Below are 19,178 nucleotides of genomic sequence, written 5' to 3'. Positions count from 1 at the left end.
ATTGACATTTGAAATTTTAATAACGATTGCATTTTTATAATAAATCCCATTTATAGTGAGAAAGTTGGCTACTGCTTCAGTGCAGCGCTGCTGTCGTTGATGTAAATCTCAGACCACGCATCGTGCAACTCAAAACGCTTGAGCAGTCGCAGGCCAGGATTTTTCAATTCATCTTTGAGTTGCGATTGTTCCACCTTACTGTACACAACATACTCTACATTATCATCAAACTTAATGGTCAGGTTGTTAAAATGCCGATCGCCGCTAAGGTAGCCTATTTCCGGTCGATGCAGATTTGAGTACATCAGAAAGTGGGTCAGAATGCGATGATTGTAAAGCTCATGCTCTTCGAGATATTGAACTACCTGCTGGTGCACTTTGATATTATCGACAGCTCCCAATGAATCGTCGAGGCAATCATTTCGCGAGCTGAAATAGAAAGCCTGGGAAATAATAACTGCTGCTGCCATCAAGTAGCTCAGCCACCGGTAACGGCCAAATCCATCAATTACCATTACGGCCGTGATAATAATCCAAGTCATGATGGCAACGAGAAAGTAGCGGTTGGATAGAAAGTTGAAAATACTGATGAGTTGATAGATCAAAATAAAAAACGTCAAAAACCATATTATCCGCCATTGTTGGGTCGAAATCCTCTTCCCGGGACGTAAAAAATAAAACAACAGCGCTGCCAATACAAATCCTTGTAGCCAAAAGCGTCCCTGCTGCCAGAAGATAATACTGGTGGAAATGCCGGCAGCATGTTTTAGTCCATCTACAGTGGTTTTAATATGTTGGATGCGTAGCGGGGAGAAAAACCAGCCGTAGGTTAATTTTTGTGCGAAAAGAAAAAGCACGAAAACAAAAGCAGGGATGGCCATGATAAGATAGCGCTGCGCGAACTTACGTAGCGTCACCGGTTCGGTGCGCAGCAAAAAGAATTCGATGAGCTGCCAAACGCCCAGAGCAAATAGTACAAAAAGCCCTGATTCTTTGGTCATCACCAGCATAGCAGAAAATAAAGCATAGAGCCACCATCGCCGCTTAAACCAGAAATAGATCGTCCACAAAGCCAGGAACGAAACCATGACTTCGAGCAACACAAAACTCGACTGCGCCATAAAGACCGGTTGAAGCATGAGCAGCACAACCGTGAGCAGCGCAGCATCCTTGTTGAAGCGGCGCGACACCACATAATAAAGGCTTAATAAAAGAAGTACCGTTACAAAAAGTGCAAAGCTCTTTGCGTTGAAGATGGAATAACCAAATACCCGAAGCCACACGGATGCAGTAAAATGAAAAAATAATGGATGTCCGTAAGATAAACCCGGCGGCAGTGATGAGGGTAGCAAGCTAGGGCCATCCTCGTACATTTGATGTACGGCGGGTCCAAATGCAAAACCTTCATCACCAAAATAGGGCAAAGAGAGGTGTGGGATTTTAAAAATTACAAAAGCAGCAATCAAAATCAGCAGCAATATTTCATGGCTCCAACGGAAAGACTGCTTTGGTCGTTGATTTTTAATTTGCTTTTGCTCGGTCACCTTCTATTTATTTTGCTATCCCCTAAACAAATTATATTTAAAGATGCACCACAACGCCCTGAAGCCGTCGCGCCAGTTGATCTTTTTACCTTCGCTGAAGGTGCGCCCGTAGTAGGAGATGCCTATTTCGTAGATGGCCAGATTTGGTATTCGTGCTATTTTGGCTGTTACCTCCGGCTCAAAACCAAACCGCTTTTCCTTGAGATGCAATTTTTTAATTACATCGGCTCGGAAGAGTTTGTAACAGGTCTCCATGTCGGTGAGGTTGAGATTGGTAAACATATTCGACAGGGAGGTGAGCAGCTTGTTGCCGATGCTGTGCCAGAAAAACAGCACACGGTGGGGCTGGCCGCCCACGAATCGTGAGCCATAAACCACGTCGGCGCCATGATCGAGTATCGGGCGCAGTAGGGCGTTGTATTCGTTGGGATCATATTCCAGGTCGGCATCCTGAATGATGAGAAAATCTCCGGTAGCTTCGGCAATGCCGCGATGCAGCGCGGAGCCTTTGCCCTGGTTTGCCGGCTGCCGGAACAAGTGACATTCTACCTGACCATTCTCAGCAATAAAGGATTCGACCAACTGCACCGAGTTGTCGGTGGAGCAGTCGTCCACCACCACCATTTCCAATTCAAGATCGTGGATGAGTTTAACTGCAGCCACGCGCTTGAGCAGCCGAATAACGGTGCGGGCTTCGTTGTAAACGGGGATTACTACCGAGAGTTTCATGTTTCTTTCCCGAAAATCTATCTCATTTATTTGCTGTCGCCCAGAATAATCGGCAGACCACCTTCTTTGTTGCCGATCACTACTACTTTGGCGTTGGGTGATTCGGCCAGTCGCAGCGTGGCTTCGATACCTTTTTCGCGCAGGATTTTGTCGGTGAGACTTTCGCTCAGGATGCGGTTGGCTACCGCTTTTCCTTCGGCGTCGATGCGCTGACGCTGCGCTTCTTTTTGCGCTTTTTCGAGTTTAAACTCATATTCCAGCGACTCCTGCTCTTGTTTCAGTTTGCTTTCGATAGCCTGTTTGATGGTGGGCGGAAGTATGATGGAGCGGATCAGAACTTTGTTGATCTGCACATGCTTGCCAGCGAGGATTTCAATGGTCGCCTTAAACATTTCATCCTGGATCACGTCGCGTTTGGTCGAATAAATCTCCTCTGGTGTATAGCGTCCAATAACGCTCCGCGCTGATGCACGCAGCGCAGGAATCACTACGCGTTGTGTGTAGCTTAGCCCGATTTTGCTGTGCAGCAGACCAATCTCTTCCCAGGTTGGCTGGTACCAAACGGATACATCTGCACTAATTTCGAGGCCATTGCTCGAAAGCACATTCATAATCTCGGCCACCTCTTGCTGCCGTGTTTCATAAACATACATCTTGTTCCATGGCGCCAGCAGGTGAAAGCCTTCGCTGTAGGTATGTTCTGTGTCGATTCCGCCGCTAAAGGTACGGAAAAGAACGCCGCCATGTCCGGCTTCGATGGTGGTTGTCATCCGGCTGCCAAAAGCGATTAGCACTATCACAATGGCGATGATAATTGCGATAGGTATGATTTTTTTAAAATTTAATTCTTCCTGTGCCATGTTGTCGATTTTTTATGTGTTTTTGATTGAATGAATTCAAATGCAATGGTATGTGCAGCTTTCGCTGAATGCAGTTTCTGTCTGTAATTACCACAGTTGGCAAAGATCGTATTTTTGGTGAAACAATTTTTACATTCTGAAACACAGCTATGGAAGGCAAAAGAATGTAAGCGTGTAGTTTGTAGTGATGAATGGATTTTGAATTTCCTGAGCAGCATTCATGTTAAAGGTACCCTATAATTTTAAAAACATGTCATTAGCAACGGAGCGACAAATCTGTTGTTTTTAATATTTTACTAAAGTTGATCATCGATATTATAGGTCTTGATTGTCGACTGTGGACAGCCTTATGTCCGCTTAATAAAACTTATGATCAGAAAAATTCGTAACATTGCAGGTTAATTCTACCTTTGTAGCCAATTGGTATTTATCTTAAACAAATAAAAATATCATGACTGCCGGAGCTATCGACCAGAAATTTTCAAACGAACAGATCAACGAAGAGATCAAGTATCTCAATCTGCTTGCTACGCAATTTCCCACTGTGCAGTCAGCCAGCACCGAGATCATCAACCTGGAAGCCATCCTGAAATTGCCCAAAGGCACAGAGCATTTCCTGTCGGACATTCACGGCGAATATGAGCTTTTTAGCCATTTGCTGCGCAACGGTTCGGGGGTGATTCGCCAGAAAATAGAAGATGTCTTTAAAAATACGCTGCGTGGCTTTATTAAAGATGAGCTGGCTACTTTAATTTATTATCCGGAAGAGAAACTGACGCTGATCGAGAAGCGTGAGAAAGACATCGACGAATGGTATGCTGTGACCCTGCAACGGCTTATTGGTGTTACACGCGCTACTGCTTCCAAATATACGCGCTCGAAGGTGCGTAAGGCGTTGCCACCCGACTTTGCCTACATCATCGAAGAGCTTCTGCACGAAAGCCCTGATTCGCACAACAAAGCCAGTTATTTCGACGGTATCATCCACACCATTATCCGCATAGAGCGTGCACGCGAATTTATCATTGCCATCTGCCGTCTTATCCAAACGTTGGCCATCGACCGCCTGCACATTGTTGGCGACGTTTACGACCGTGGACCTCATCCCGAAAAGGTGATGGACAAATTGCTCGACTACCACTCAGTGGACATACAGTGGGGCAACCATGACGTTATCTGGATGGGTAGCGCAGCAGGCATTCGAGCGCTCATCGCCAACCTGGTGCGTATTTCGGCGCGCTACATGAATCTTGATACCATCGAAGACGGTTATGGAATCAGCCTTCTGCCCCTGGCAACCTTCGCCAACGAATTTTACGAAGATGATCCATGTAAGCGCTTTCAGCCCAAAGTAATGGGCAGTTCGGCTACCGACAGCAAATATCTGAAGATGATCGCACGCATGCAAAAAGCCATGGCCATCATCCAATTTAAGCTCGAGGCCGAAATCATCCAGCGCAACCCACAGTTTGAAATGGACGACCGCAACCTGTTGCATCTGATCAATTACGAAAAAGGCACCATCACCATCGATGGTAAGGAGTATCCGCTTAACGATACTCATTTTCCTACCATCAACCCTGAAGATCCTTACACGCTTATCCCTGAGGAACACGACCTGATCGAAAAAATGCGCACCTCATTTATGCAAAGCGAGCGGCTGAAAAAGCACGTAAAATTTATGTATGCCAAAGGCAGCATGTACCTGCGCTACAACAATAACTTGCTGTTGCATGGCTGTCTGCCCATGAATGCCGACGGCAGCTTTACGGCATTTACTGTTGCGAAGGAGCTGGTGAGCGGACGCAAGCTGGTAGAACGTTTCGACGTCCTTGCCCGCAAGGCATATTTTACGCGTAAAGACAAGACCCCCGACTTCCAGGCGCGCGATCACATGTGGTATCTCTGGTGTGGGCCGCAGTCGCCGCTGTTTGGTAAAGAAAAAATGGCCACCTTTGAGCGCTATTTTATCGATGATAAGGGAACGCACAAGGAGGAAAAAGATAGCTACTTCGAGTTGACGGAGCAGGAGGCTACCCTCGATAAAATTCTGCGTGAGTTTGGTTTGGATGAGACCAAAGCCCACCTCATCAACGGGCACGTTCCTGTAAAGGTGAAAAAAGGAGAGAGCCCGATCAAAGCCAATGGAAAATTGCTGTTGATCGATGGAGGTATGTCGAGAGCTTATCAGAGCGAAACCGGCATTGCTGGTTATACATTAATTAACAATTCTTATGGTATGCTGCTGGTGGCCCACGAAGAATTTGACTCGGCGACAAAAGCTATCGAAGAGGAGCGGGATATTTTGTTCAATATTTCTCATCTCGAAAAGAACTCTGATCGCATGACTGTCGAGGATACCGATAATGGTACGAACCTGCGTCAGCAAGTCGATGACCTGGAAATGCTGTTGGCTGCTTATCGCAAAGGATTAATAATTGAACGGCGTTAACAGGTTATTTTTTAAGGATTAACAAAAAAATATTTGTCCAATAAAAAAATAGAAATATCTTTGCACACCATTTTAGAAAAGTAAAAATTACAATAGCATGTATTTAACCTCAGAAATTAAACAGGATATTTTTAAAAAGCACGGCAAATCAGAAACTGATACGGGCTCATCGGAAGGACAGATTGCACTGTTCACCCACAGGATCATTCACCTGACGGGGCATCTTAAAGAAAATAAAAAAGACTTCTTTACCCGCCGCTCCTTGGTGCTTTTGGTAGGGAAAAGACGCCGCCTGCTTGATTATCTCAAGCACAACGAAATTGACCGCTACAGAGCTATTATTAAAGAACTCGGACTGAGGAAGTAGCGATAATAAAAAACGATAATTCGAACAAAAAAAGGCAATACTTTAAGAATTGCCTTTTTTTGTATTTTTAAAAAGTTAAAAACTAAGAAGTAAACAGATGAACGTAAATCCGATCATAGAACAATTTGAAATGCCCGATGGTAGCATTATCACCATCGAAACTGGCAAGCTGGCGCGTCAGGCCAATGGAGCAGTAGTAGTAAAGCAAGGTAACACCATGTTGTTGGCCACTGTGGTCTCCAACAAAGAAGCAAAAGAGAATGTTGATTTTCTGCCATTGACGGTAGATTATCAGGAAAAATATGCTGCCACAGGTCGCTTTCCTGGTGGCTTTTTTAAGCGCGAAGCACGTCCTTCGGAATACGAAATTCTGATTGCCCGCCTGGTTGACCGGGCGTTGCGTCCTCTGTTCCCGGATGATTATCATGCTGAGACACAGGTGCAGATTACACTTTTTTCGGGTGATAGTAATTCAGCTCCCGATGCATTGGCCGCATTGGCCGCTTCGGCTGCACTGGCCGTCTCCGATATTCCGTTTCACGGCCCTATCTCCGAAGTACGCGTAGCCCGTATCGGTGGTCAATATGTGGTTAATCCTGCTATCGACGCACTCGAAAATGCCGACCTCGACATTATGGTTGCCGCCACCGAAGACAACATTATGATGGTGGAAGGTGAGATGAATGAGGTTTCGGAAATGGATTTAATTGAAGCCATGAAAGTGGCGCACGATGTGATAAAGCTGCAATGCCAAATGCAAAACAACCTGGCTGCCAAAGTAGAAAAATCACAGCCCAAGCGCGAATATAACCATGAGGTGAACGATGAAGAACTGCGTCAGCGCATGCACGATGAGCTTTATAGTAAAGTTTACGACGTAGCCAGCCGCGGCACAGCCAAACATGAACGTCAAGATTTGTTTGAAGCTATAAAAAACGATTTTATCGAAAGTCTTCCCGAAGAAGAAGCCGAAGAAAAAGCCGGCATGGTCAGGCGCTATTATCACGATGTCGAGAAAAAAGCTGTCCGTGACTTTATGTTAAAGGAGCGCAGACGCATTGACAACCGCCAGCTCGACGAGATTCGCCCCATCTGGTCGGAGGTAGATTATCTGCCAGCGGCTCACGGATCAGCAATCTTTACACGCGGTGAAACCCAATCGCTTGTTACTGTTACGCTGGGTTCCAAACTCAACGAGCAGGTGATCGACGGTGCTATTTATGAAGGCAAAAACAATTTTATTCTTCATTATAATTTCCCTGCTTTCTCTACTGGCGAGGTACGCCCCAATCGTGGCACCAGCCGCCGCGAGGTAGGTCATGGTAATCTGGCCTTGCGCGCGCTCAAATTTGTAATGCCCACTGGCGTAGATAATCCTTACACCGTGCGTATTGTTAGCGATATTCTGGAATCGAATGGTTCTTCGTCCATGGCTTCGGTATGTGGCGGAACGCTTGCTTTGATGGATGCTGGTATAAAAATTAAAAAACCAGTTTCAGGCATTGCAATGGGATTGATCACCGAGAAAGATGGTAGCAATTATGCCATCCTCAGCGACATCCTGGGCGACGAAGATCACCTGGGCGATATGGATTTTAAAGTTACCGGCACACGCGATGGAATCACCGCCTGCCAGATGGATATTAAAGTTGACGGACTTTCGCACGAACTGCTGGCCGAAGCTCTGGAGCAGGCCAAACGTGGTCGTTTGCATATCCTCGATGAGATGCAGAAGACCATTGCCGAACCTCGCAGCGACTACAAAGAATATGTGCCTCGCATCGAACAGATGCGCGTACCCAAAGAATTCATCGGCGCCATCATTGGACCCGGTGGGAAAATAATTCAGGATATTCAGGCCGAGACCAACTCTACCCTTGTCCTCGAAGAAATTGGCGACGAAGGTGTGATTGACATTATGGCTGTGGATAAAAAATCTATCGAAGCTGCCAAAGCACGCATCCGTAGCATTATCGCTGTGCCCGAAGTTGGTGCAGTTTATACAGGAAAAGTAAAAAGCATTACTGCCTTTGGAGCTTTCGTTGAGATAATGCCCGGCAAAGAAGGCCTGTTGCACATCTCGGAACTCGAATGGAAAAACACCAGAGAGGTGGAAGACGTTCTTAAAGCCGGTGATGAAGTAACCGTTAAGCTCCTGGATGTAGATAAGAAAACCAATAAGATGAAACTGTCGCGCAGAGCCTTGCTTGAAAAACCTGAAGGTTATCAGGAAGCTCCACCCCGCAGCGGAAGCCGTGGTGGTGACAGAGACAGCCGTGGTGGCGACAGAAATAGTCGTGGTGATCGCGGAGACCGTGGCGATAGAGGAGACCGTGGCGATAGAGGTGATCGTGGCGGCGACCGCGGTGACCGTGGTGGTGATCGTGGTGATCGCGGCGGTTTTGATCGGCGTGGTGGCGGCGGCGACCGCCGTGGCGGTGGCGGTGACACCCCGCACCGTCGTCCCGACAGATACTAAGCGCAAAAGCGCCATCGGCATGCTGATTAGCACGCGGTAAAGATTTTTGTTTTGTTTCTCTGATATTCGGCTACTTTTGTCTCGCGGCAAAGGCAGCCGAATTTTAATCGATCATCCTTAGATTATTAGGCGCGATTATGAGGCAACTGAAAATCACCAGGTCATTGACCAACCGCGAGACGGTTTCTCTCGACAAATACCTGCACGAGATAGGGCAGCAGCCTTTGATTACTCCTGAAGAGGAAGTAGCACTGGCACAACGTATCCGTCAGGGCGATCATGAAGCCTTGCGCCAGCTAACCCTCGCCAATCTGCGCTTCGTCATTTCCGTTAGTAAACAATACCAAAACCAGGGATTAAGCTTGCCCGACCTTATCAACGAGGGCAACCTGGGACTTATGAAAGCCGCGCAACGTTTCGATGAAACGCGCGGCTTTAAATTTATCTCCTACGCCGTTTGGTGGATCAGGCAAAGCATTATGCAGGCGTTGGCCGAGCAGGCACGAATTGTGCGCTTGCCGCTCAACCGCATTGGCTTGATAAACAGAGTTCAGCGCCTTATTTCTATTCTCGAGCAGGAGTTGGGTCGGCGCCCGGAACCCGGGGAAATTGCCAGCGTCATCGATCTCACCGAAAAGGAGGTGTTGGATCTGCTGCGCAACGTCGGACGCCATGCTTCTATTGATGCACCGCTGGGCGAAGACGATGATAACACGTTGCTCGACACTCTGCAACAGAACAACGAGCAAACTCCCGAAGCTGTCCTGCTCCGCGAATCGTTGCACATAGAAATCAACAGATTTATCTCCACCCTTACCCATCGCGAAGCCGAAATATTGCGACTGTTTTTTGGTCTGAGTTGCAGCTACCCGCTTACCCTCGATGAAATTGGAGAGCGTTTAAACATCAGTCGCGAGAGCGTTCGACAGTTAAAAGAACGTGCCATCCGCACGCTGAAGCAGAATTCTAAATGCTTTTTGCTAAAATCGTATTTGTAGAAGGGAGGAAGTGGAAAGTAAAGGTTAGTAGGATTGGAGCATGAATTTTTAGGCTGGTTTTATACATTTGATCGTTTTAAAAAATACCTCCGTTTAGTCAATTATACCTGAATTTAAAATTGGTATTTTTCAATCGCTCTCTTGATAAGTTTGAATGATTTTATCAATCGTAACCTTCCTACAAGCGGATTGAAGTAGTAGGTTAGATTTTTTGTATCCTCCAATCCCCGAAACTCATCATTATTTGAAAAAACATCATATCCCTCCGCTGACATCCATTTTGCAACAGCGAGCCTGAGCATTCATTAATAATATGCTTGTTGTAGTAAAAACATTTTGGCTTCGGGCACAATATCAAATAGGCTTCGGTAGTAATAAAGGTGGTGCAGCAAAAGGCAAAAACGAATTTGCTTACTTTTGGCGGCCTAAACGAAAAAAGATATTGAAGGAAAAGTTGCGATATGTATGGCTGCTGCTGAGCTGGCTGCTGTTTGGTGCTGCGGCACATGGGCAGGTTTACGATTCGGTGTTTTATCCCACTGATTCGTCGGCGGTACTGTATTTCCACAACCACCTCGATGTGTACAGCCCGCTGATGACGAAGTATAACGACTCTTCGCTGGTCGATTTTGAAGAGTACGATCCGCTGCAGCAGCGTTACGATTTTTTTGCTACTCAGGGAAATGTGGGGATGGCCTACCGTCCGCTGGATTATGCCCCACGACAGCATACGGGTTTTGATTACGGCATCTACAGTTTTGATGCGTATCTGGTGGATCAGCCGGAGGTGAAATATTATCTGAACGCTAAGCCATACAGCGAAATTGGCTATGTGACGGGCGCAAAAAAGGAGCAGCTTTTCAGGGTGCGTCATCAGCAGCGTGTGTTTAAGCGGGTGGCGCTGGGTGTAGATTTTGGATTGATCAATTCGCTGGGATCTTACCAACGGCAGAAGACCGACGACATAAAGCTGGTGGTGAACGGGCAATATTTTACGAGCGACCTGCGGTATGGCCTGGTGATCAACTATAATCTTGCTCGCGCCACCGTGCGCGAAAATGGCGGCATCCGCTTCGACAGTATTTATGAACAAAATCTGGAAACCAACCGCTCGATCATCGACATAAAGCTTAACGATGCCGAAAACAAAGTGCGTCGCTCGGGCGTGTACCTGCAGCAATATTTTCAGCTTTCGGGAAAGAAGCGAAGCACTATGCCCACCGACAGCTTGGAGCGGCAGAAGCCCAGGATACAGATAAAGTTTGGCCGGCTCTCGCATTCGTTCAATTACACTTCAAGCTCGCATCTTTATACTGACAAAAAACCCGACCTGATCTATTATCCGAACACTTACTACGACTCTATAAATACTTACGACTCGGTGTGGTTCAGGAAGGTAGAGAATACTTTTTCATGGTCCACGGCCGATTACCTGGACCGCCTTAAACCGCAGCCTTTTTTGCTGATGTTTGGCATACGGCACCAGCTGGCCACCGTTCGCGACAGCGTGCTTACAAGTGAATACCAGAATCTGATGCCTTACGGCGAAATTTATATCCGTCCTTTTCCATTTGTGAGTTTGCGCGGCGAAGCTTCGTATGTGCTTACCGGCACCGGCTACCAGGGCGATTATCGTGTATATGGGCAGGCTACCATCGATATTCTGCGCCGAAAGCCCTACAGGACACTTTTTAATTTCGCATTGGAGCTGTCGAATAACGAGGTACCTTATTTTTTCAATCACTATTTCTCGAACCATTTCAGGTGGGACAACAAATACGGTAAGAGCAGCACCAACAAGCTACAGGCCTGGGTGGTGCAGCGCAATACCCGCCTGGGCGTGGATGTGATCAACAGGAACGATTATGTTTATCTTGCGGCCGATACGCTGCCTGCTCAGATCAGTGGCTCGGTGGAGGTGTTTAAGGCTTATCTGCAGCAGAGTCTGGTGCTTGGGAAGTTTGATCTGGGAGGCCGTGTGGTTTATCAGAAGGTGTCGCGGCCGGAAGTGCTGCGGCTGCCCGAGCTGATGGCGGCTTTTACACTTACCTTTAACCTGCCGATGTTTAAAGGTGCGCTTGTTACGCGTTCAGGGTTCGACGTCTATTATTTTACTAAATACTATGCCGACGCCTGGATGCCTGCCCTGCGAAGTTTTTATCTGCAAAATGAAAAGGAAGTGGGCGGTTACGTGCATGCCGATTTCTTTATCGATTTTCAGGTGAAGCGGACACGTTTTTTTATGAAGTTTCAAAACTTACTCTCCGTCGTGGGCGAGAATTCCTATTATCAGATACCGCATTATCCGCTGCAGGATTTGTCGTTTAAATTCGGGTTGTCGTGGCGGTTTCATGATTGATTAGGCTTAAAAAACAGTTCACGAATTCACACGAATTAAGCTAATTCACGCGAAAAAACACGCATTATTTTTGACGTTTTGAGGTCAACCAGTTAGCTGACGCTCGAAAGTCGCAGTCAGGGCGTTGCCCACATTTTTACTCTACCACCAATTTCTTTGCTGTTTGGAAGGCGTCAGTTTTTAATACACAAAAATAGATGCCCGCTTTGGCGTTTTTCAGGTTGGGATGCCAGGTTATGTTGTGAAGGCCGGCAGTAGCTTTACCAGCAAAAAGGGTAGCAATGAGTTTCCCTTGCAGATCGACAATTTTCAGAGTGATATTATTTTGCGGAAAGGGAAGGTAAAACTGAAATTCCACTCTGTCTGTTGCCGGGTTGGGGGCGGGATCGGAGAGGATGATCTGCGGGAGCGATTTGGGTTCGGCAACCGTCACAGGATTTTGGTTTTCGTAGGCGCCTATGTCGATACGAGTTCCCACCAGGCGCGGCTGATTCGCCAGATCATACGACGGTATCAGGAGTCCGGCGGTGTCGGAGGCGCCGGCTTCCACGCAACCAGACCACGGTAGCAAATGATAAGTTTCTCCTTCGAAGAGCGGCAACGTGTCGAGGTTGTTTTTGTATGCGGCGCTGTAGGCCGAGCCTCCGGTGCCGGCAAAATTTTCTTTTCCGCCTTCCACATCATTATAAAAAAACGACGGCTGCGACAGCAAATCCCACAGATACACCTGATTGCTCTGGCCACCATATTGTGTGTTGCCCCACAGGATGTTGTTGTAAAGAACCGGCGCTACAGAATCTTTGCAATAAAAGCCACCTCCGCCGCCCACGCAATGATTGTTAGCGATGGTGTTGTTTACATAGAGTGGGCTGCAGTTGTTGTTGGAGATGCCGGCGCCAAAAAATTCAGCACCATTATTAATCACCAGATTGTTATGGATGGCATAGCGGCAGGCGGTGATATTTACGATGCCAAATGCACCGCCAAGTGCGCTAAAGTTTTCGTCGAAGATATTGTGGTGCAGCGGGCAATCGCGAAAGCGAATGCACACTGCGCCGCCGATGCTGGCAGAGCTGTTGCTGATGAAATGGTTGTGGCTGACAATGGGAACTCCGGCATCACTGCACAGGGCGCCGCCAAAGCCGTAGAAGTCGAAAGTTTGCCCACAGCGGTTGCCTTCAAAAAAGTTGTTTCTGATCACAACATTGGATTGTTCCAGGTAAATGGCGCCGCCGTTGTAAAAAGCGTAGTTGTTGTAAAAGTTGCAATTTTCGATGCGCACTTTGTCGGTGTTGCGGATGCAGAAAGCGCCGCCATAGCTGAAGAGGGAATCGCGGGCTACAGCTTTTCCGTGGTGGAAGTGGCAGAAGGTGAAAATTGATGAATCTTCGGAGGGGGCAATGTTTTGCATGCGTATTTGTTGCCATCCGCCAAGTGACAGCGTGTCGTTGCTGAAGCCGGTGGTGTCGGCGATCGTAAAAATGATAGGGTCGTCGGATGTGCCTTGTGCCAGTAGCCGACCTTCGACATGTATGCCGAAGGAACCATTAAAAAGCACGAGCGTCCCCGGGGTTATTTCCAGTGTAGTGATTTCGCGGATGCGCAGGTTGTCAGTCACAAAAACGGTATCCACATCCCACACGCCTGAAACCATGCCGCCAACTTCGATGGAATCAGCATGTGATTTTAAAGAAAAGAATTGAAGTAGAAATATTACTGCCAGAAGGATTCGCTGTTTTTTCATTTTTATTAAAAATAATAATGGCAACAAAGTTATCCTAAAAAACAGGAATCAGGCAATGCTGGAAGGTTTGGTTTTCTGATTTGGAAAATCAAATTCGGTGATCGGCAGGTAAGAAGGAAAAGCTATGATTTCAGAATCTCAAAAATCATTTCCGATCTCTTGGCAGGAATTTTAATCTTTTTTCCGATAAGGGTATTTTGTATCAGCAGGTCGATCCACTCCCTGTCTACCGAAGCCTGCAATATTGTGAGGATGGTTTTTTCGCCTGCTTTTTCCAGGTGGTAGTCGGTAACTTTGATCTCGATGGGTTGCTCCTCGCCGGCTAGCAATAGACTTGCCTGCAGGTATTTCTCTGTGGGGTCGAATTTTATTTCTATCATCTTTCCGTATTTTCCTATTACGTGGTTTAAAGTAAATTTCCGGATGCCTTCGGGAGCGTGTTCCAGAATAAAGCGTGCGACCTTGCCTTTAATTGACATTGATCTTTATTTAGTGATTAATAACCTTTAAACACCCTCAGCATGGTTCTGTTTAAAAAGTGAGGAAAAAGTCATTGTTTAGGACGGAGGCGAAGAGGAGAACAAAAGCTTTTTCACCACAGAGTCACGGAGGAAAACAAAATGACTTATTGAATCAAGAGGAAAGTATGTTTTCTTCTGATTTTTCTCTGTGTCGTGTTGTCTCTGTGGTTTTTCTTATGTTTTTCAAAGAGCTTTTAATAATCTTTATTTCAGGCGGCTTTCGCGAGATGCGCGTTCATTAAAAACCCATATCAGCCGGAAAGAAAGCACCTGGTTGTATTGTTTGCGGATTTTTTCTTCGTCGTTGCGCACATTTTCGTAGGTACGGGTTCTTATTTTGAAAAGCGAAAATGAGTAGCGTGCATCGATTTTCAATTGTCCATAGATGGGAAACTCTATGTCGATCAGTCCTGAATATTCGTCGGTATCGTAAGGGCCATCGTTGAGCGTGGTGGTGGCAATGCGCACGTGGTCTTCGTATTCTTTCACGCCTACGAGCCTTCCGTACGAAAACCCCGCGCCGGCCTTGAGCCATTTTTTGTCGTGAAAATGTACCAGCACAGGCACCTCCAGATAGTTGAGCTGGAGCTTGTAATGGTTGTAGTCGTGTTCGTAGCGGTAATCCATGCCACGTCCCCCTTCGCGATGAAAGGCGCCTTTTTGGCTGTAAACGGCTTCGAGGGTAAACGACCATTTTTCGGCAAAAGGAACGATGGCTGCTGCGCCTGCGTTCAGCCCAAATTTATAAAAACCAAACACGTCGTCGCCCTGCACATTGGTGGTGTTGAAGCCGCCAATGAGGGCGCCCATGATTCGTTGCGCGTGCAGATTCGTCAAAAATCCTACAGAAATAATAATGCTGACGGTCAGAAAAAATCTCTTCATGCAATAATTTTAACTTTGGCTTTTTATAACGAAGCCATACGGGGGAAATTACAACCGACCTGTTTTTTCGACATTTCAGCACCTTACGCAGGAATTTTGGTTATTCCACATGTTACCATTACTATCGGTTTCCTTTTTCATATAACGATTTACAAAACCTTCCGGCACAATCAGGGTTCGACACTTAGGATGCTCTCAGGCAGCCATTGGTGCAGCTTTCGCTGAAAATCATCTTCACCATCACTCATCGTTGCGTTCACGCCGAAGTGTTGTTAAATAAAACCACAATGTTATCTTTGTGCGCTCTTTGCGACAGGTGTTTTTTTGTGAAATAAATAGGAAAACAGCTTGTCGTCAGGAGGTTTTGATAATGATTCTCAAATAAAAAATGATAGATAATGGCTAAAGAAAACATCTTAAAAGGTGGCGAGTTTCTGATAAAAGAAACTAAAGCAGCGGATATTTTCATCCCTGAAGAATTTACCGAGGAGCAGTTGATGATTGGTCAAACCTGTTCCGATTTTTTGGAGCAGGAGGTGTATCCTAATCTCGATCGCATTGATGCACAGGAAGAAGGGCTGATGCGTTGGCTGCTGCAGAAGTCAGGCGAGTTGGGGTTGCTGGGCATCTCTGTGCCGGAGGAATACGAAGGATTCGATCAGAATTTTGTTACTTCCATGCTTGCCAGCGAGTACATGGGCGCCGGCTACTCTTTCTCGGTGGCGTACAGTGCGCACACTGGCATCGGCACGTTGCCTATCGTGTATTATGGCAACGAGGAACAAAAGCAAAAATACATCCCCCGTCTGGCTACCGGCGAGCTTACTTCGGCCTATTGCCTCACCGAACCCGGCGCCGGCTCCGACGCCAACAGTGGCAAAACGCAGGCTGTGCTTTCGGAAGACGGGAAACATTATCTACTGAACGGTCAGAAAATGTGGATCACCAACGGCGGTTTTGCCGATGTGATGACTGTGTTTGCCAAAATCGACAACGATCGTGTGCTGAGTGCTTTTATCGTGGAGCGCAACTTTTCGGGCATCAAATTCAATCCTGAAGAAAAAAAGATGGGCATCAAAGGCTCCTCTACCGTACAGATATTTTTTAACGACTGCAAAGTGCCCGTCGAAAATCTGCTGGGCAAGCGCGGCCAGGGGTTCCGCATCGCGCTCAATATTTTGCACATGGGACGCATCAAGCTGGGCGGTACTGTGTTAGGCGCTGCCAAACGTGCCATCACCCAATCGGTAAACTACGCCAATGAGCGCAGGCAATTCAACACCACCATCGCTACTTTTGGTGCCATCCAGCACAAGCTGGCCGATCAGGTGATCAAGACCTGGGTTACCGAGGCATCCGTATATCGCGTGGCCGCCAACATCGACGACACCATCGATCAGCTTCTCGAAGAGGGGCGCTCCAAAGGAGAAGCTACCGTCGACGGCATTGCACAATACGCCATCGAAGCTGCTTTTTTGAAAGTTTTTGGCTCAGAAGCATTGGATTTTATTGTGGATGAAGCAGTACAGATTTTTGGTGGTATGGGCTTTTCCAGCGAGACGTCTGTCGACCGCGCCTATCGCGATTCGCGTATCAACCGCATCTTTGAAGGTACCAATGAAATCAACCGTATGTTGGTGGTGGATACCACCATCAAGAAGGCTCTGAAAGAGGGTTTTGATATACCAAAACAATCACGCCTGGTGCTTGAAGAGTTTGAGGGGTCGGGTGGCGAAAAGGCTCCGCAGGGCTATTACGAAGAGAATCGTTTTTATGTGCGTAATTTTAAAAAAGCAGCACTGTTGCTGTTGGGCGTAATTTCTGACACCTTCAAGCGAACCCTCATTACAGAGCAGGAGATTTTGTTCAACGTTTCCGATATCATCATGCAGGTGTATGCTGCGGAATCGGCGTTGTTGCGGCTCGAAAAGCTCGAAAGTCTCCGTGGTGCTGAAGCTATCAGCATCTATCGCGACATTGTAGATGTATTTATTTATGAGGCTGCTGACATCATCCGCAAAAATGCTGTGGATGCCATCAACTCTTTTGCTGAGGGCGAAGAGCGACTGAAGCTGGTGCGTATTGCCGAAAAGCTCTCGGCTGTGGCTCCCATCAACATCAAGGAAGCCCGTCGCCGCCTTGCTGCCAAAGTAATCGACGACAACAAGTATGATTTTTAATATTGCGATAAGCATAAAATAAAAAAGGCACGGGGTTTTTAAACTCTGTGCCTTTTTTTATTTGTAGCTACCTTTAAATCATTATTCCATCAAATGCGCTTTTAGGAATTTCTCCATGGCGCGGTAGAAATCGAAACGGTTTTCTTCGTTATGAAAGCCGTGGCCTTCGTTGTCTTTCACCATATATTCCACTTCGATGCCGCGTTGGCGCAAAGCCTCAACGATCTGATCACTTTCGTCGATGTTGACGCGCGGGTCGTTGGCGCCCTGTGCCACAAATAATGGCGTCATCATTTTGTCGGCGTTGAGTGCCGGCGAAGTAGCTTTAAACTGCACGCTGTCGGTCACCGGATTTCCAACCATCTCGTACATCATGTCGAGCAGCGGTTTCCAATACGGAGGGACGGTTTGCATAAAGGTAAAGAGGTTGGAAACACCCACGTAATCCACAGCGGCGGCGTAAAGTGTTGGAGTTACCACGATGCCCTGTAATGTGGCATATCCACCATAGCTGGCGCCATAGATGGCAATGCGGTTCTTGTCGGCGATACCTTTGTTGATGAGCCAGTAAACGCCATCGGTGATGTCGTTTTGCATGGTAAGTCCCCATTGGCCGAAGGATTTTTCCATAAACTCACGACCGTAACCGGTAGAGCCTCTAAAGTTCATCTGCAGCACGCCAAATCCGCGGTTGGCCAGAAACTGAATCTCCGGGTTCCAGCCCCAGTTGTCGCGCGCCCAAGGGCCGCCGTGGGGATTTATCACCATCGGAATGCTTTTGGCGCTCTCGGGTGTGAGGCCGTTGGGCAGCGTCAGGTAACCGGGAATTATCATGCCGTCGCGGGCAGTATATTCGATGGGGTAGGTGCTGGCCATCTGTTTCTCGTCGATCCAGGGACTTACTTCGTGGATTTTTGTAAGCTCATCTTTTTTTACATCATACAAATAGTAAGCTCCGAGCGATTTGTCGGAATAGGTGCGCACGATGTACATGTCTTCGTCGTCGTTGGAGCCGCTCATGGAAATCTCATAACCTTTGAGTTTGTTGTTGAGTTTTTCAAAGATGTTGGCCATCTGGTCATCAAAAAAATGACGTTCCCGTTTCCAGGAGATATACGAGGCGGCAGTCAGCACTTTGCGCTTGCGCGAATAAGAAACATCCGAAACATCATATTTATCATTTTCATAAATGGTCTCGACTTCTTTTCCGGTTTTGGGATCGAAAATTACACCGGCAGATTTGTCGCGCCCCAGGTTGGAACCAGCATATACATTTTTATTATTAAAATCGAAAAATTGTGGGTATACCGATTCCTTAAAGTTGGTGGTGAGGGTAGGTTGAAACTCTTCTTCTTCGGTGTCGCGATAAAGCAACTGTGTGTTTACGCCATCCACAATGGCCATTGCAATGCGCAGCTTGCCATCGTGGTCGGTCATCCAGCCTTGTATGTTGCCGGGGTTCTCGGCCAGCATCTGCATTTCGCCGGTGTTGATGTTGAGGCGGTAGGGATCAAAAATCTGCGGGTTGCGTTTGTTCAGCCCAATGATCATCTCGTCGGGGATGTCCTTTAGGTCGTCGATGATTTGTGTGAGCACACCCTCGAAGCAGGTGAGGCATTTTTGGTTTTTGCCGTTTTTATCCACGCCATAGAGCGCAAAGTTTTCGTCGCCGCCGCTATCTTTCAGATAAAGTATGCGGTTGTCGTTTGCCCAGTAGTAGCCGGCAATGTCGCGGTCGGTTTCGCTGGTGAGGCGGTCGGCTTTGTCTTTGCCAATCTTCTGCACGAAGATGTTCATGCGGTTTTCGTAAGGTGCCAGATAGGAATAGTACTTCCCGTCGGGAGAAATTTGGTAGCCCGACTTCTCAGGATTCTTGAAGAAGTCTTCCAAAGGAATTTGGTTTTGTGCCATCATAGGTTGGATGTTCATTAAGTTAATCATCAGAAACAGCAGGAGCGTTCCTGTCAGCGTAAGCAATTTATTTGTCTTCATTTATTATAGAATTAATGATTTTGATTGAAGCGGCAAAGATAAAATTCCTATGGCAGTGGCGATAGGAG

General features: G+C 47.0%; 13 protein-coding genes. 6 read left to right on the top strand and 7 right to left on the bottom strand.

The genetic code is table 11. The features are described 5' to 3' along the window. Positions 1–68 precede the first annotated feature (68 nt). The 3 genes from VFC92_12005 to VFC92_11995 are packed head-to-tail and all read right to left on the bottom strand — an operon-like array spanning position 69 to position 3,133. Complete coding sequence (locus VFC92_12005; GenBank protein HZK08909.1) at positions 69–1,544, bottom strand: glycosyltransferase family 39 protein; 1,476 nt, start codon at positions 1,542–1,544, stop codon at positions 69–71. 15 nt (positions 1,545–1,559) lie between these two features. Further along, complete coding sequence (locus tag VFC92_12000) at positions 1,560–2,273, bottom strand: glycosyltransferase family 2 protein (protein HZK08908.1); 714 nt, start codon at positions 2,271–2,273, stop codon at positions 1,560–1,562. A gap of 26 nt (positions 2,274–2,299) precedes the next feature. Continuing rightward, complete coding sequence (locus VFC92_11995; protein HZK08907.1) at positions 2,300–3,133, bottom strand: prohibitin family protein; 834 nt, start codon at positions 3,131–3,133, stop codon at positions 2,300–2,302. Positions 3,134–3,584: 451 nt separating this feature from the next. Between VFC92_11995 and VFC92_11990 the strand changes: the two genes are divergently transcribed. The 5 genes from VFC92_11990 to VFC92_11970 all read left to right on the top strand — a co-directional run bounded on the left by VFC92_11990 (position 3,585) and on the right by VFC92_11970 (position 11,788). Then, a complete protein-coding gene (locus tag VFC92_11990; GenBank protein HZK08906.1) occupies positions 3,585–5,585 on the top strand; it encodes a fructose-1,6-bisphosphatase in 2,001 nt (666 codons plus the stop codon). A gap of 97 nt (positions 5,586–5,682) precedes the next feature. Continuing rightward, the gene (gene rpsO / locus VFC92_11985; GenBank protein ID HZK08905.1) at positions 5,683–5,952 is read left to right on the top strand and encodes a 30S ribosomal protein S15; all 270 of its coding nucleotides are present in this window, start codon (positions 5,683–5,685) and stop codon (positions 5,950–5,952) included. Between the two features lie 97 nt (positions 5,953–6,049). After that, on the top strand, positions 6,050–8,431 hold the full coding sequence (gene pnp, locus VFC92_11980) for a polyribonucleotide nucleotidyltransferase (protein ID HZK08904.1): 2,382 nt from the start codon (positions 6,050–6,052) through the stop codon (positions 8,429–8,431). 137 nt (positions 8,432–8,568) lie between these two features. Then, positions 8,569–9,429, top strand: coding sequence for an RNA polymerase sigma factor RpoD/SigA (locus VFC92_11975; protein HZK08903.1), 861 nt, complete (start codon positions 8,569–8,571; stop codon positions 9,427–9,429). Positions 9,430–9,871: 442 nt separating this feature from the next. Then, positions 9,872–11,788, top strand: coding sequence for a putative porin (locus VFC92_11970; GenBank protein HZK08902.1), 1,917 nt, complete (start codon positions 9,872–9,874; stop codon positions 11,786–11,788). Between the two features lie 136 nt (positions 11,789–11,924). Here the strand turns inward: VFC92_11970 and VFC92_11965 are convergent, their stop codons facing one another. The 3 genes from VFC92_11965 to VFC92_11955 all read right to left on the bottom strand — a co-directional run bounded on the left by VFC92_11965 (position 11,925) and on the right by VFC92_11955 (position 14,938). Continuing rightward, a complete protein-coding gene (locus tag VFC92_11965) occupies positions 11,925–13,532 on the bottom strand; it encodes a T9SS type A sorting domain-containing protein (GenBank protein ID HZK08901.1) in 1,608 nt (535 codons plus the stop codon). Positions 13,533–13,654: 122 nt separating this feature from the next. After that, the gene (locus tag VFC92_11960; protein ID HZK08900.1) at positions 13,655–14,011 is read right to left on the bottom strand and encodes a hypothetical protein; all 357 of its coding nucleotides are present in this window, start codon (positions 14,009–14,011) and stop codon (positions 13,655–13,657) included. Between the two features lie 246 nt (positions 14,012–14,257). Continuing rightward, a complete protein-coding gene (locus VFC92_11955) occupies positions 14,258–14,938 on the bottom strand; it encodes a porin family protein (protein ID HZK08899.1) in 681 nt (226 codons plus the stop codon). A gap of 398 nt (positions 14,939–15,336) precedes the next feature. Here VFC92_11955 and VFC92_11950 point away from each other — a divergent pair, with 398 nt between their 5' ends. Next, positions 15,337–17,118, top strand: coding sequence for an acyl-CoA dehydrogenase family protein (locus tag VFC92_11950; GenBank protein HZK08898.1), 1,782 nt, complete (start codon positions 15,337–15,339; stop codon positions 17,116–17,118). 81 nt (positions 17,119–17,199) lie between these two features. On the opposite strand, the gene VFC92_11945 is transcribed toward VFC92_11950, so the two are convergent. Further along, positions 17,200–19,110: a S9 family peptidase gene (locus VFC92_11945; protein HZK08897.1), complete on the bottom strand. Its 1,911-nt coding sequence runs from the start codon at positions 19,108–19,110 to the stop codon at positions 17,200–17,202. Positions 19,111–19,178 lie beyond the last annotated feature (68 nt).

Source organism: Bacteroidales bacterium (genome assembly GCA_035647615.1).
Lineage (GTDB): Bacteria > Bacteroidota > Bacteroidia > Bacteroidales > 4484-276 > SABY01.
This window is presented reverse-complemented; position numbering and strand designations above follow the sequence as displayed.

Coding starts and splice junctions, on each gene's coding strand:
- VFC92_11965 (HZK08901.1), bottom strand. CDS start 13,532: ATGAAAAAACAGCGAATCCTTCTGGCAGTAATATTTCTACTTCAATTC.
- VFC92_12000 (HZK08908.1), bottom strand. CDS start 2,273: ATGAAACTCTCGGTAGTAATCCCCGTTTACAACGAAGCCCGCACCGTT.
- VFC92_11975 (HZK08903.1), top strand. CDS start 8,569: ATGAGGCAACTGAAAATCACCAGGTCATTGACCAACCGCGAGACGGTT.
- VFC92_11995 (HZK08907.1), bottom strand. CDS start 3,133: ATGGCACAGGAAGAATTAAATTTTAAAAAAATCATACCTATCGCAATT.
- VFC92_11945 (HZK08897.1), bottom strand. CDS start 19,110: ATGAAGACAAATAAATTGCTTACGCTGACAGGAACGCTCCTGCTGTTT.
- VFC92_11990 (HZK08906.1), top strand. CDS start 3,585: ATGACTGCCGGAGCTATCGACCAGAAATTTTCAAACGAACAGATCAAC.
- VFC92_11960 (HZK08900.1), bottom strand. CDS start 14,011: ATGTCAATTAAAGGCAAGGTCGCACGCTTTATTCTGGAACACGCTCCC.
- rpsO (HZK08905.1), top strand. CDS start 5,683: ATGTATTTAACCTCAGAAATTAAACAGGATATTTTTAAAAAGCACGGC.
- VFC92_11955 (HZK08899.1), bottom strand. CDS start 14,938: ATGAAGAGATTTTTTCTGACCGTCAGCATTATTATTTCTGTAGGATTT.
- pnp (HZK08904.1), top strand. CDS start 6,050: ATGAACGTAAATCCGATCATAGAACAATTTGAAATGCCCGATGGTAGC.
- VFC92_11950 (HZK08898.1), top strand. CDS start 15,337: ATGGCTAAAGAAAACATCTTAAAAGGTGGCGAGTTTCTGATAAAAGAA.